Annotated in this window: 11 protein-coding genes; 8 read left to right on the top strand and 3 right to left on the bottom strand. The window is 73.1% G+C overall.

Annotated elements, in window-relative coordinates; genetic code table 11:
• The first annotated feature begins 135 nt into the window (after positions 1 to 135).
• The 8 genes from O7619_RS10875 to O7619_RS10840 all read left to right on the top strand — a co-directional run bounded on the left by O7619_RS10875 (position 136) and on the right by O7619_RS10840 (position 9,551).
• The gene (locus O7619_RS10875; RefSeq protein WP_282287392.1) at positions 136 to 1,848 is read left to right on the top strand and encodes an alkaline phosphatase D family protein; all 1,713 of its coding nucleotides are present in this window, start codon (positions 136 to 138) and stop codon (positions 1,846 to 1,848) included.
• Positions 1,849 to 1,861: 13 nt separating this feature from the next.
• Positions 1,862 to 2,287 (top strand): MarR family transcriptional regulator, encoded by a 426-nt coding sequence (locus O7619_RS10870; RefSeq protein WP_282287390.1) that lies wholly within the window; start codon positions 1,862 to 1,864, stop codon positions 2,285 to 2,287.
• Positions 2,288 to 2,400: 113 nt separating this feature from the next.
• The gene (locus tag O7619_RS10865) at positions 2,401 to 4,020 is read left to right on the top strand and encodes an MDR family MFS transporter (RefSeq protein ID WP_282287388.1); all 1,620 of its coding nucleotides are present in this window, start codon (positions 2,401 to 2,403) and stop codon (positions 4,018 to 4,020) included.
• A 4-nt stretch (positions 4,021 to 4,024) separates the two neighbouring features.
• Entirely contained in the window at positions 4,025 to 4,513 is a 489-nt protein-coding gene (locus O7619_RS10860) for a universal stress protein (protein ID WP_282287385.1), read from the top strand.
• Between the two features lie 70 nt (positions 4,514 to 4,583).
• A complete protein-coding gene (locus O7619_RS10855) occupies positions 4,584 to 5,114 on the top strand; it encodes a DinB family protein (protein ID WP_282287383.1) in 531 nt (176 codons plus the stop codon).
• Positions 5,115 to 5,236: 122 nt separating this feature from the next.
• Positions 5,237 to 5,620, top strand: a complete 384-nt coding sequence (locus tag O7619_RS10850; protein WP_282287381.1) for a hypothetical protein — start codon at positions 5,237 to 5,239, stop codon at positions 5,618 to 5,620.
• Entirely contained in the window at positions 5,617 to 8,166 is a 2,550-nt protein-coding gene (locus O7619_RS10845; protein WP_282287379.1) for a caspase family protein, read from the top strand. The genes O7619_RS10850 and O7619_RS10845 overlap by 4 nt, the downstream gene beginning before the upstream one ends.
• Positions 8,166 to 9,551, top strand: coding sequence for an extracellular solute-binding protein (locus O7619_RS10840; RefSeq protein WP_282287378.1), 1,386 nt, complete (start codon positions 8,166 to 8,168; stop codon positions 9,549 to 9,551). The genes O7619_RS10845 and O7619_RS10840 overlap by 1 nt, the downstream gene beginning before the upstream one ends.
• 7 nt (positions 9,552 to 9,558) lie before the next feature.
• Here the strand turns inward: O7619_RS10840 and O7619_RS10835 are convergent, their stop codons facing one another.
• The 3 genes from O7619_RS10835 to O7619_RS10825 form a co-directional block, all read right to left on the bottom strand.
• On the bottom strand, positions 9,559 to 10,179 hold the full coding sequence (locus tag O7619_RS10835) for an HAD-IA family hydrolase (RefSeq protein WP_282287376.1): 621 nt from the start codon (positions 10,177 to 10,179) through the stop codon (positions 9,559 to 9,561).
• The gene (smc, locus tag O7619_RS10830; RefSeq protein WP_282287374.1) at positions 10,176 to 13,775 is read right to left on the bottom strand and encodes a chromosome segregation protein SMC; all 3,600 of its coding nucleotides are present in this window, start codon (positions 13,773 to 13,775) and stop codon (positions 10,176 to 10,178) included. Before smc ends, O7619_RS10835 begins: the two co-directional genes overlap by 4 nt.
• Positions 13,776 to 14,077: 302 nt before the next feature.
• Positions 14,078 to 14,272 (bottom strand): hypothetical protein, encoded by a 195-nt coding sequence (locus O7619_RS10825; RefSeq protein WP_208813216.1) that lies wholly within the window; start codon positions 14,270 to 14,272, stop codon positions 14,078 to 14,080.
• Between the last annotated feature and the right edge of the window lie 74 nt (positions 14,273 to 14,346).

Genomic DNA, 14,346 nt, shown 5'->3' with positions numbered 1-14,346 from the left:
TCAGATGCCGGCGACGGCGTCCCACTCACCGCCTCGGCACGCGAACAACCTGCGGGTACGCTCGCTGCTGGACGGCGCGCCGCAACCGCCGACCGGGTAGGAAGTGACCGAAACGATCTTGTCGGAGGTAACGTCGTGCCCGGTTCGCGCCTGCTCATCGGCCCGCTGCTGCGTCGGGTCGTCGACACGCGGGCGACGATCTGGGTGGAGACGAGCGAGCCCGCGGTGGTCACCGTCCGCACGGCCGACGGCGCGGGCGGCAGCGCGCCCACCTTCTCCGCGTACGACCACCACTACGCGCTCGTGGTGGTGACCGGGCTCACCCCGGACGCCACCACCCGCTACGAGGTGCTGATCGACGACGAGGTGGCCTGGCCGCTGCCGAACAGCGACTTCCCGCCCAGCGTGATCCGCACCCGCGCGGCCGACGACGCCGACCAGCCGGTGAGCCTGGTCTTCGGCTCCTGCCGGGAGACCACCCAGCACTCCACCGCGCGCAAGCTGCCGCCGGACGCGCTCGACGCGTACGCCCGACGGGTGATGGCCGCGCCCGAGGAGGTCGCGCTGCCCGACCTGCTGGTACTGCTCGGCGACCAGGTCTACGCCGACGAGACCTCGCCGACGGTGCGCAAGCTGCTCAAGCGGCGCCGCCGGCGGCCGAAGGACGCCCCGGCGACCCAGGTGGTGAGCTTCGACGAATACACGAAGCTCTACCTGGAGTCCTGGCGCGACCCGGAGATCCGCTGGCTGCTCTCCACCGTGCCGAGCGTGATGATCTTCGACGACCACGAGGTCATCGACGACTGGAACACCTCGCAGTCCTGGCGGGCGGACATGCGCGAGCAGCCGTGGTGGGCCGAGCGGATCCGCAGCGGCCTCGCCTCCTACTGGGTCTACCAGCACCTGGGCAACCTGAGCCCGGACGAGATCGCCGCCGACCCGGTGTACGCGAAGGTGACGGCCGCCGAGGACGCCACCGGCGTGCTGCACGAGTTCGGCGAGCGGGTGGACACCGAGGCCGACCTGGCGCACGACACCGAGCGCTGGCGGGCCGTGCAATACCAGTGGAGCTACGCGCTGGACCTGGGGCGGACCCGCCTGGTCATGCTCGACAACCGGTCCAGCCGGGTGCTGCTGCCGGGCCACCGGGCGATGCTGCCGCCGGGCGAGTGGTCCTGGTTCCTGGACCAGGCGCACGGCGCCTACGACCACCTGGTGGTGGGCACGTCGCTGCCGTGGCTGCTGCCGCCGGGCATCCACCACGTGGAGGCGTGGAACGAGCGCCTGGCCGACTCCGACCGGCCCTGGGTGGGTCGGCTCGCCGAGCGGATGCGCCGCGCCTGGGACCTGGAGCACTGGGCGGCGTTCACCCGCTCCTTCGACGCGCTCGGCGACGTGTTCGCCCGGCTGGGCAGCGGCGGCGCGGCGCGCACCGGCGCCCGGGTGGGCGCCGGGCCGGCGTATCCGCGCCCGGCGTCGATCAGCGTGCTCTCCGGCGACGTGCACCACTCGTACGTGGCCCGGGCCCGGTTCGCCGACCGGGGCGTCCGCACGCCCGTGCACCAGCTCACCTGCTCGCCGATCCACAACCAGGTGCCGGCCGCGATGCGTCCGCTGATGACGCTCGGCTGGAACCCGGGTCCGGCCGGCGCGGCCCGGGCGCTGGCCCGGTCGGCCGGGGTACGCCGGCCGCTGGTGCGGTGGCGGAAGCTGGCCGGCCCCTACTTCGGCAACGCGGTGGCCACGCTCACCCACCGTGGTCGTTCGGCCGCCGTGGTGATCGAGGGCACCACGAGCGGGGGCGAGTTGCGGCCGGTGGCGCGCCAGCGGCTCACCGACGGGGAATGACTATCCTCTGAGCGTGGACGAGCCGCTGCGCGCCGTGGAAGACGAACTGACCGCGCTGCTGCGTCGCGGCCGGGCGCTGTCCTGGGAGATCGCCCGCGAGGTCCACCCGAACCTGGAGCCGAACGCCTACGGGCTGCTGCTGTGGCTGCGCCGCTCCGGGCAGATCCGCCTCACCGACCTGGCCGTGAAGCTGGGCATCGGCAAGGGCACGCTGAGCCGGCAGATCGGCGGCCTGGAGGCGCTGGGCCTGGTCCGGCGGGATCCGGACCCGACCGACCGGCGGGCCGCCCAGCTCAGCCTCACCGAGGAGGGCACCCGGCGGTTCGACGGCGCGCGGGCGGCCCGGCTGGGCCAGATCCGGCGTTCGCTTGAAGAATGGCCGAAAGAGGACGTGGCGGACTTCGCCCGGCTGATGCACCGGTTCAACGAGACGTTCTGACCTGCGCCGCGAGGGAATAGGACGCACACCACCCGAGGTTGTTGCTTTGGGCAACCAAACCATACGGTTGCCTGAGGCAACGCTCCACCTTTCCCCTTCGGAGGCACTCCACGATGACCCAGGCGACCGCGCCCACCCGGGCGACCGCCGTCGACATGTCCCACCGGCAGATCCTGGAGGCGCTCTCCGGCCTGCTGCTGGGCATGTTCGTCGCGATCCTCTCCTCCACGGTCGTCTCGAACGCGCTGCCGCGGATCATCACCGACCTGCACGGCACCCAGTCCGCGTACACCTGGGTCGTCACCTCGACCCTGCTGGCGACCACCGCGACCACCCCGATCTGGGGCAAGCTCGCGGACCTGACCAGCAAGAAGATCCTGGTCCAGCTCGCCCTGGTGGTGTTCGTGCTGGGCTCGGTGCTGGCCGGGCAGGCCCAGACGACGGGCGAGCTGATCGCCTGCCGCGTGGTGCAGGGCGTCGGCGCGGGCGGCCTCACCGCCCTGGCCCAGGTGATCATGGCGACGATGATCGTCCCGCGCGAGCGCGGCCGGTACAGCGGCTACCTCGGCGCGGTGATGGCGGTCGGCACCATCGGCGGCCCGCTGATCGGCGGCGTGATCGTGGACACCGACTGGCTCGGCTGGCGCTGGTGCTTCTACGTCGGCGTGCCGTTCGCCGTGCTGGCCCTGATCGTGCTCCAGCGGACGCTGCACCTGCCCGTGGTCAAGCGCACGGTGACCATCGACTGGTGGGGCGCCACCCTGATCACCGCCGCCGTCTCGGTGCTGCTCATCTGGATCACCCTGGCCGGCGACAAGTACGACTGGATCTCCTGGACCAGCGCGGCCATGGTGACCGGCGCGATCCTGCTCGGGGCACTCGCCGTCCGGGTCGAGCAGCGTGCCACCGAGCCGATGATCCCGCCGCGGCTGTTCCACAACCGCACCATCACGCTCGCCGTGGTCGCCAGCGTCGCGGTCGGCGTCGGCATGTTCGGCGCCTCCGTCTTCCTCGGGCAGTACTTCCAGATCAGCCGCGGCGAGAGCCCGACCATGGCCGGACTGATGACGCTGCCGATGATCGGCGGCCTGCTCGTCGCCTCCACCGTGGTCGGCCGCATCATCACCAGCACCGGCCGGTGGAAGCGCTGGCTGGTGACCGGCTCGACGCTGCTCACCGCCGGCTTCGCGCTGATGGGCAGCATGCGCCAGGACACGCCGTACTGGCGGCTCGCGATCTTCATGGCGCTGATCGGCCTCGGCCTCGGCATGACCATGCAGAACCTGGTCCTGGCCGTGCAGAACACCGTCGGCACGCACGAGCTCGGCGCGGCCAGCTCGGTGGTGGCCTTCTTCCGCAGCCTCGGCGGCGCGGTCGGCGTGAGCGCGCTCGGCGCGCTGCTCGGCCACCGGGTGACCGGCTACCTGGCCGACGGACTGAGCCGGCTGGGCGTGCCGGCGTCCAGCTCCGGTGGCGGCGGCGCGCTGCCGGACGTGCACGCGCTGCCCGCGCCGATCCGCGCCGTGGTGGAGTCCGCGTACGGGCACGGCGCCGGCGACATCTTCCTGGCCGCCGCCCCGTTCGGGCTGCTCGCCCTGATCGCCGTGGTGCTGATCCGGGAGGTGCCGCTGCGCCGCACCAACCACGACCCGGTCGCGGGCGAGGTCGAGCGGGAGTCGACGGTGGCCGCCGGCAACGACGCGGTGGTGATCCGGACCGGCGGGCGGGACTGAGGCGATGGACGCACCGGAGCGTGAGCGGTACGGCCCGCAGGCCCGGCCGTTGCCGTTCGAGCGGGGCACCGACGGGCCCCGGGTGGTGCTTGTCGGCGTGGACGGCACCCGCACCTCGCTGCGGGCCGCCTCCTACGCGGCCGGGCTGGCCCGCCGGCAGGGCGCCGGGCTGGTGGTGGTGTTCGTCAGCTCGCCGCCCCCGTACGGCGGGATCATGTCCGGCGTGGTGGCCGGCGCGGTGCAGCAGACCCACGACGAGTTGGCCGACGAGCTGCGGGCCGAGTGCCGGCGCGGCGCCGAGGAGCTGGACCTGCCGGTGACGTTCCTGTGCCGGCGCGGCGACGCGCACGCCGAGCTGTGCCGGGCCGCCGACGAGCACCGGGCCGACCTGGTGGTGGTCGGCTCCTCCGAGCAGGCCGGCCACAAGCTGGTCGGCTCGGTCGCCACCCGCCTGGTCCGCACCGGCCGCTGGCCGGTCGTCGTCGTCCCCTGATGAGGGGTAAGGAGGGGGCCCCGGTTAACGCATAGCGTTGTATAGGGGCCCCCGCTTAACATCCCGCACCATGACCTGGAGAGCACCCGACGTCGACCGCCGCCACGAGCCCTTCATCGCCGACGAGCGCGCCATGCTGCAGGGCTGGCTCGACACCCACCGCGACACGCTGCGGCACAAGTGCGCCGGGCTGACCGCCGAGCAACTGCGCACCCGCAGCGTGGAACCGTCCGGGCTGACCCTGCTCGGGCTGGTGCGGCACATGGCCGACGTGGAGCGCTGGTGGTTCCGCGTCCGCGCCACCGGCCAGAAGCTGCCCGACATGTACGACTACGACAAGGACCCGGACGCCGATCTCAACGACATCGCCGACGCCGACCCGGCCGAGGCGTTCGCCACCCTGGTCGAGGAGATCGAGGCGGCCGACCGGGCGGTGGCCGACCTGCCGCTGGAGCACACGTTCCCGCACACCCGGCCCGACGGGGGCACCCGTGACATCAGCCTGCGCTGGGTCTACGTGCACATGATCGAGGAGTACGCCCGGCACAACGGCCACGCCGACCTGATCCGGGAACGCATCGACGGCGTCACCGGCTCCTGATCCGCCCCACCGGAACCCCGCCGGCGGCCGGGGCGTGACCACGGGCCGCCCGGTCGGCGCGTACCCACCACTGTGCACGGAAGGTCACCGCCGGTTTGCGGAAGGCTGATAATCTTCGATTGATGGACACAGTGGTGAGTCGGTTCGTCACCTTCGACGACGACAACGACTCGACCGAGGAAGCCTCCCGCCGCCTGCGCCGGGAGTTGCACCAGCTCGACGGCGTCCGTTCGGTCCGCCCGGCGACGTCGGCCACGGTCGCGCCGGACGGCGCCCGGGGCGGCGAACTCGTCGAGCTGGGCACGCTGCTCGCCGCCCTGGCCGCCCAGTCGGACCTCGTCGTCGACGTGCTCCGCGTCGTCGGGGACTGGCAGCGGCGGCGCGGTCGCGGCCGGGTCGAGGTGCGCATCGGCGACAACGAGCTGGTCCTGGAGAACGCGACCCCCGACGAGCAGCGCCGGCTGATCGAGGCGTTCGTCGACCGGGTGTTCCCACCGGATCGATGAGACGCGCGCTGATCATCGCGAACGAGGCGTACACGGATCCTCAGTTCGCTTCCCTCCCCGGCGCCGTGGCGGACGCGGACTCCCTCCGCGAGGTGCTGGAGCACCCGGCGATCGGCGCCTTCGACGACGTACGGGTGTTGCGCAACCGCACCGTCCACGACATCGGCCGGGCCGTCGCCGTCTTCTTCCACAACGTCGAGCCCGACGACCTGCTGCTCCTGCACATCTCGGGGCACGGGCTGAAGGACGCACGCGGTGACCTGTTCTTCGCCGCACGCGACTCGGAACACGACAGCCACCTGATCCGGGCGACCGCGTTGTCGGCCGCCGACATCCGGCACCAGATGGCGGACAGCCGGGCGAAGCAGATCGTCGTGCTGCTCGACTGCTGCTACAGCGGCGCCTTCGCCCACGACGCGCGGGCCCGGGGCGCACGCGCCACCGACCTGACCGTGCCGTTCCAGGGGCGCGGCCACGTGGTGATCACTGCCTGCGCCGGCACCGAGCTCAGCTTCGAGCGGGACGGGCAGGGCGTGTTCACCCGGGCGGTGGTCGAGGGGCTGCGCACCGGTCGGGCCGACCGCAACGGCGACGGGGTCGTCGACACCGACGAACTGCACCAGTACGTCACCGACCGGGTCGCCGAGGCGCGCACCCGGCAGCGGCCCACGCTCTCGGTCTACCGGAAGGAGGGGGTGATCCGGGTGGCGTGGGCGGGTCGGGTGCCGCCGCCCCCACCACCGCGCCGTCGACCCGGGCGCCTGGCCGCCGTGGTGACGGGCCGCCGCGGCTCGCTGCCACGCCGGGTCGTCGTGCCGGCCCTCGTGCTCTGGGCGCTCCTCTGCGGCGCCGTCGGCCATGCCGGCCCGGTCGGGGCCGCCGAAGCCGGCTGCTTCCAACCGCCGATGGTGCGGGTGGCCACCTCGGCCACGACCCTCGATTCCTACCAGGAGGTGGCGGACGCGTTCGAGCAGTGGTCCGCCCGGCAGCACCGGGGCTGCCCGCTGGCCCGGCTCTATCTCTATCCCGCGGCGGCCGACGACGTGCGGGCCGGCATCGGCGCCAACTGGACCCCGCCCGGCCAGCCGGGTCGTTCCTACCTTCAGGACGTCGGGCCGCACCCGGACCTGTGGCTGCCGGAATCGGAGGACGACGTGGCCCGGCTGGGTCAGGCCGGTGCGAGCCTGATCGAGGACACCGACGAGATCGCCGCGTCGCCGGTGGTGCTCGGCGTACCGCAGGCTCAGGTCGCCGCCGGTGGCGTCGTCGACGGTGATCGCCGGATGGGCAAGACCTGGCTGGCGCTGTTCGGCAGCTTCGCCGCTGGCAACGGCGTGGTACGCGGAGACCCGGCAGTGTCGGCCCCCGCCCGCCTGGCCACCCACGCGCTCTACGGCGGTGACCGGAGGCTGGCGTCACCGTCGGTGGCCCGGCAGGACGTCGAGCGGTGGGTGGACCAGGCGCTGGACTCCGGCTCGTACCCGATCGGTGACGACCTCGCCGTGCTCTGCCGGCAGCGGACCCGGGCGGCGGCCACCCCGGTCGCCACCTCGGGGGTCGGCGCACCGGCCGTGATCCTCACCGAGCAGGATCTGGTGCGCTACAACCAGGGCCGGCCGCTGGGCGCCGGCTGCCCGGCCCAGCAGACGCCACCGGCGCCCGAACGGCTGCAGGCGTTCTATCCGTCCGACTCACACGTGGTCTTCCGCACGGTCACCCGGCTCCACTGGCCGGACGCGGTGCAGAGCCCCGCCGTCCGGGCCGGGGCGTCGAGCTTCGCCCGGTGGCTGTCCGACGAGGAGGAGGGTCAACAGGCGCTGCTCCGGGTCGGCCTGCGGGCGCCGGGCGTGTCGGCCACCACGCCGGTGGACCGCACCCACGGCGCGATGTTCGACTGGCCGTTCGGCAACAACCGGGACCTGAGCGAGCTCGACCCCGACGAGCAGGAAGAGGTCCGAGAGGTCTACCGGAAGGCGCACCGGCCGGGCCGGGTGCTTGTCGCGCTTGACGCGTCCGGCTCGATGCGCGAGCCGAGCGAGGACCGGCGGCGCAGCCGGTTCCGGGTGGCGGTGGACGGGGTGGAACGGTCGCTGAAGCGGGTGGGCGCGCGGGACGAGTTCGGCCTCCTCACCTTCTCCAGCGTCGCCGCCAACGCCCGGCAGATCGTGCCGATCGGGCCGAAGAACGCTGCGGGCGCCGGCCGCCTGGGTGCCGAGGTCGCGCGGATCCGGCCCTCCGGCGACACCCCGCTGCACCAGGCCATCCAGGAGGGCGCGGCGCAACTCCGCAACGGCGGCGGCGAGGCGTTGCGCGCGCTCGTGGTGGTCACCGACGGCAGGGACACCAGCGGACGGCGACCGCCCACCGTGACGGAACTTGCCGGCGTGCGCCTCTACGTCCTCGCGGTGGGGGACGCGACCTGCGCCCGCTCGCCGCTCGACCGCCTCGCTCAGGGCACCGGCGGCGACTGCTACGACACCCGGACCGACCGTCTCGACGGGACACTGGACGGGTTGTTCACCGCGCTGTGGAAGGGAGTGGACTGATGCCACGGACGCCGAGCACCGGCTCGATGCCACGGAACGAGCGGCGACGCTGGTGGTGGGCGTTCGGGCTCGGGTTGATCAGCGGCGCGCTGGTGGTCGCGCTGACGTCCGTCCTGGTCTGGAGGGTCGCCGGGCCCACGAGCCCGGAGCCGGGTGACCTGCTGATCCTCACCGGCCGAGACGACAGCAAGGGCCAGCAGCGGCAGTTTCTCATCGACCTCTGGAACACGGCGAACCCCGGCAACCAGGCCAAGATGATCTCCCTGTCCGAGACGGCGGACGCCCAGTACGCCGAGATGGTCAACCGCGGCGAGAAGAAGGGGAAGGACGACGGCGGGGAGATCGACGTGTTCAACCTCGACGTCACCTGGACCGCGGCGTTCGCCGAGAAGGACCTCCTGCGCCCGATCGACGAGGCCAGGCTGGCCGACCGGCCGGACGACGTGTTCCTCAAGCAGCCGCTGCGCACCTGCCGTTACCGTGACCGGCTGTGGGCGTTGCCGTTCAACACCGACGCCGGGCTGCTCTACTACCGCAAGGACCTCGGGCTCAAACCCCCGTTCGACTGGCCGGAGATCGAGGCCGAGTCGGCCCGGCTGCTTTCGAGGACGCCCGGGCTCACCGCCGGCTACGCCGGCCAGCTCGGCGACTACGAGGGGTTGACCGTCAACGCGTTGGAGGCCCTCTGGGCGCACGGCGGCGACCTGCGCGTCGACGATCAGGGGAACGCCTCGATCGACCCCACGCGGTTGGCCGCCGCGCTGAAGCCACTGACCCCGTCCGACGCCGGGCCGTCCGTGGCGTTCGGCAAGGAGCGCGGGCAGCAGACCGAGGAACAGAGCCGGCAGGCGTTCGCGGACGGGCAGGTCGCGTTCATGCGCAACTGGCCGGTCGCGTACCGCAAGTTGGTGGGTGACGACGCCACGTCGGCACCGTCGTCGGCCGCCCCGAAGGGAGCGATGGCGGAGGCGGCGAAGAAGGTCGGCGTCGCGGCCCTGCCCGGGCCGAGCGTGCTGGGTGGCCAGAACCTGGCGATCGCCCGGCAGACCAGACAGCCCCGGGCCGCCCAACTGTTGATCGAATATCTCACCGGGGAGCAGGGCCAGCGGACGCTCTTCGAGAAGGGTGGCTTCGCCGCGACCCGGGCCGCCGTCTACGAGGACGTGGACATCCAGAACGAGTACCCGTACCTTCCGCTGCTGCTGGAAGCGATCAAGACCGCTCGGCTCCGGCCGGTCTCGCCGCAGTACGTCAACTTCAGCCGGGTGCTGCGCGGCTATGTCGGAACGGTGCTCGACGGGAAGGGCACCCTCCCGGACGATCTGGCCCAACGACTCACCGACGCCCTGCACGGCAAAACACCGCCCCGCCCCGCCCCGGACTGAGGCGTGCTCAGTACGCCAGCGCGGCCCGCAGATAGCGCAGGTCGGCCGGCCCGCTCCACCGGTGCGCGGAGAGGCCGGCGACGCGGGCGCCGGCCACCGCGCGGTCCTCGTCGTCGACGAAGAGCACCCGGGCCGGCGGGGTGTCCAGCGCCGCGCAGGCGACCTGGAAGTATTCCTTCGCCGGCTTGTGCACGCCGACGGCGGAGGAGTTGACCACCACGTCCAGCTCGTCGGTCAGGCCCAGCGCGGCCAGGTCGGCGTCGAGCAGGTCGGTGGCGTTGGTGCCCAGCCCGACCCGGATGCCGGCGGCCCGCGCCTCCCGGACGAACGCGAGCACGTCGGGGTCAACCTCGCCGCGGTAGCGCTGCCACTCGTCGACCGCGGCGCGGGCCCGGGCCGGGTCGCCGACCGACGGGGTCAGCGCGTCGGCCACGCTCGCCATCCACGCGGCGTGGCTCATCTGCCCGACGAGCACCGGCTGGAGCAGCCCCCAGGACATCGCGATCTCACCGAGGACCCCCTCGGTCAACCCGTACTCCCGCTCGACGCCGGCGGCCACCGCCGGGTCCCAGCGGCGCAGCACGCCGTCGAAGTCCACCAGGAGCGCCGTGGCGCGTTCCCGACTCACTCGTCTGTCTCCTGCCCGTCGTCCTCGGCCCGGTTGAGCCGCTGGCTGATCACCTGCGTCACGCCGCTGCGCATGGTCACGCCGTAGAGTGCGTCGGCGATCTCCATGGTCCGCTTCTGGTGCGTGATCACGATCAACTGGCTCTTCTCCCGCAACTGTGCCAGCAGGGTGATCAGGCGGCCCAGGTTCACGTCGTCGAGCGCCGCCTCCACCTCGTCCATGATGTAGAACGGGCTGGGCCGGGCGCGGAAGATCGCCACCAGCATCGCCACCGCGGTCAGCGACCGCTCGCCGCCGGAGAGCAGCGAGAGCCGTTTGATCTTCTTGCCCGGCGGCCGGGCCTCGACCTCGACGCCGGTGGTGAGCAGATCCTCCGGCTCGGTGAGCACGAGCCGGCCCTCCCCGCCGGGGAAGAGCACGGTGAAGACCTGCTCGAACTCCCGCGCCGTGTCCTCGAACGCGCTGGCGAAGACCTCCAGGATCCGCTCGTCCACGTCCTTGACCACGGTGAGCAGGTCCCGCCGGGTGGCCTTCAGGTCCTCCAACTGCTCGGAGAGGAACTTGAAGCGCTCCTCCAGCGCGGCGAACTCCTCCAGCGCGAGCGGGTTCACCTTGCCGAGCAGGGCCAGCTCCCGCTCCGCCTTGGCGGCCCGCTTCTCCTGCACCGGCCGTTCGTAGCGGACCGGCTCGGGCACCGGCCGGCCGTCGGACTCGGCGAGCGCGACGTCCGCGTCGGTGGGCGGGACGAGCTGGTCCGGGCCGTACTCGGCGACGAGCGTGGCCACGTCCAGGCCGAAGTCCTCGGCGGCCTTGGCCTCCAACTGCTCGATGCGCAGCCGCTGCTCGGCGCGGGCCACCTCGTCCCGGTGGACCTGGCTGGTGAGCCGTTCCAGCTCGGCGGCGAGTCGCTTGGCCGCGCCGCGTACCTCGGACAGCTCGGCCTCGCGGGCGGCGCGCTCGCGGGCCACGGCGTCGCGGTGCTCCTCGGCCCGGGCGATCGAGACGGTGAGCCGGGTGAGCGCCTCCCGGGCGCCGCCGACCACGGCGCGCGCGATCTGGGCGCCGCGGGTGCGGGCCGCGCGCCGGGCCGCCGCGCGTTCCCGCGCGGCCCGCTCCGCGGTCGCCTGCCGGGCCAGCGAGTCGGCCCGGCCGGCGATCGACGCCACCCGTTCCTCGGCGGTACGCACCGCGAGCCGGACCTCCATCTCGTTCTGCCGGGCCGGTGGGACCATGGCGGCGAGCTGGTCCCGTTCCTCGGTGGACGGCTCGGCGTCGATCGGGGTGACCTCGGCCAGCCGCAGCCGTTCCGCCAGCTCGGCGAGCGCCTCCAGGTCACGGGCCCGGGCCGCCTCGGCGCGGGCCCGGGACTCGCCGAGGCGGTCGGTCTCCGCCCGGGCCGACCGGGCCGCCGCGCCCAGCTCGGCGAGGCGTCGGGCGGCGGCGTTGCGGTGGCTCTCGGCCTCCCGCCTGGCGGCGGCGGCGTGCTGCACCGCCTCCTTGGCGCCAGTCACCTCGGCCCGCGCCTCGGCCAGTTGCTCGCGCAGCTCGGCGGCGGCGTGCTCGGCGGCGGCCCGGTTGGTCCGGGCCTCCTCGACCGCGGCCTGCACCTCGATGAAGCTGGGCGCCCTGGTTGATCCGCCGGCCGCCGCGTACGCACCGACCACGTCACCGTCCGGGGTGACCGCGCGCAGTTCCGGGTTGGCGGCGACCAGCTCGGCCGCGGCGGCGAGATCGTCGACGAGCGCCACGTCACGCAGCGCCCGGTGCACGGCGGGACGGATGCCGGCGGCGCATTCCACCAGGTCCGGCGCCCACCGGGCGCCCGCCGGCAGTTTCGGTCGCAGCGCGTCGGCGGAACCGTCCATGCCCGGCCCGGCGGGGCTGCCGACGAGCAGCCCGGCCCGCCCGGCATCAGTGATCTTGAGCAGTCGCATCGCCTCGACCGCCTCGTCCACGCCGGTGACCGCCACCGCGTCGGCGAGCCCGCCCAACGCGGCGGCGAGTGCCGCCTCGTCGCCGGGGGCGACGGTGAGCAGGCCGGCGAGACTGCCGAGCAGGCCGGGCACCTGGTCGGCGCGGGACAGCAGCGCTCCCGCGCCGTCCTTGCGACGCAGGCCCAGGGAGAGCGCCTCCTCGCGGGCCTTCCAGGTGGCGGCGTCCTTCTCGGCGGCGCGCTCACCGTCGGTCAGGCTGCGTACCGCCGCCTGGGCCTGCTCGTGCACGGCCACCGCCTCGGCGTGCCGGGCGTCCAGGTCGGCGTTGTCCCGGTCGGCCTCGGTGGACTGCTCGGCCACCGCGTCCAGGTCGGCCTGCGCCTTGTCGGCGCGACCGAGCGCGTCGGTGTGCGCGGCGGCGAGCCGTTCGATCTCCTCGCCCGCGCTCGTGGTGCGGGCCCGGGCGGAGTTGACCTGGCCGGTCAGCCGGGCCAACCCCTCGCGCCGGTCGGCGATGGCCTTGGCGGCGGCGACCAGTTCCCGTTCCGCGGCGGCGAGCTGCCGTTCCAGCTCCTGCCGGTGCTCGACCGCCTCGGCGAGCCGGACCTGGTCCTCGGTGAGCGCGGCGCGCAGTTCCTCCTCCTGCTCGCGGACCCGCCGCGACTCCGCCTCCAACTGCTCGGGGTCACGGCCGGGGCGCTCGTCGTCGCCGGTGGCGCTGAGGTGGCGCAGCCGCTCGCGGGCGAGCTGCTCGATGGAGCGGAACCGTTCCTGCAACGCGGAGAGGCGGTACCAGGTGTCCTGCGCCGCCGCGAGCAGCGGCGCGTCCTCGGCCAGGGCCGCCTCCAACTCGCCGAGGCGACCCTGCACCTCGCCGTGCTCGCCTTCGATCTGCTCGCGCCGGTCGCGCAGCGCGGTCTCGTCGGCGATCTCCTTGTCCAACGTGGTCCGCAGCGTGTGCAGGTCGTCGGCGAGCAGCCGGAGCCGGGCGTCGCGCAGGTTGGCCTGGATGGCGGCGGCGCGCCGGGCCACCTCGGCCTGCCGGCCCAGCGGCTTGAGCTGGCGGCGCAGCTCGGCGGTGAGGTCGGTCAGGCGGTTGAGGTTGACCTGCATCGCGTCGAGCTTCCGCAGCGCCTTCTCCTTGCGCTTGCGGTGCTTCAGGACGCCTGCCGCCTCCTCGATGAACGAGCGCCGGTCCTCCGGCTTGGCGTGCAGCATGCCGTCGAGGCGGCCCTGCCCGACGATGATGTGCATCTCCCGGCCGATGCCCGAGTCGGAGAGCAGCTCCTGGATGTCGAGCAGGCGGCAGGAGTCGCCGTTGATCTCGTACTCGCTCTCGCCGGAGCGGAACATCCGGCGGGTGATGGAGACCTCGGTGTACTCGATCGGCAGCGCGCCGTCGGTGTTGTCGATGGTGAGGGTGACCTCGGCCCGGCCCAGCGGCGCCCGCCCGGCGGTGCCGGCGAAGATGACGTCCTCCATCTTGCCGCCCCGCAGCGCCTTGGCGCCCTGCTCGCCGAGCACCCAGGCGATGGCGTCGACGACGTTCGACTTGCCGGAGCCGTTCGGGCCCACCACGCAGGTGATCCCGGGCTCCAGCTTCAGCGTCGTGGCGGAGGCGAAGGACTTGAAGCCCTTGACCGTCAGGCTCTTGAGATGCACCTTCTCGATCCTCGTCCGGTGGCCGCCGTACCGTCGCCGGCTGCGCGGACCTGGTGAACCCGCAGACTAACCCGGGACCGGGACCCCGGCGGCACGCGACCCACCCGGCGTGCGTAACCGCACCGCCGCCGTCGCGCGCCGAAACCGCAAGATCACAATTTCCGGACGCAATTCCCGGAACCGCCGACAAGATCGATAATTGCGGTCGGCGACAAAACGGGTACGCACATGGCTGCGCGCCGGCACTGAAGTGTCGGCGCGCTTTTCGGTGTGGTGCGATTCAGTTTTCCGACGACCGGAACTCAGGTCAGCGCGGGCTCGGCGAGACGGAGGAGGTCGTCGGCCTCCGCCGCTGCCGCCGCGAGCCGATCGTTCTCGGCACGCAGCCGCGTGATCTCGAACTCCAGTGCCTGAACCCTGGACCGCAGTCGGGTGACCTCGTCGAGCAGACGCCGGTCGGACGCTGCACCTACGTGGCCGTAGAGGGCCTTCGCCATGCTGAACTCCTCGATATGCGCTGCCGGAAAGGCCGGCCAACGCGCGCCCATGATGTTCGCGGCTGCCATTCCCG

It is taken from the genome of Micromonospora sp. WMMD998, from assembly GCF_029581235.1.
GTDB lineage: Bacteria > Actinomycetota > Actinomycetes > Mycobacteriales > Micromonosporaceae > Micromonospora.
This window is presented reverse-complemented; position numbering and strand designations above follow the sequence as displayed.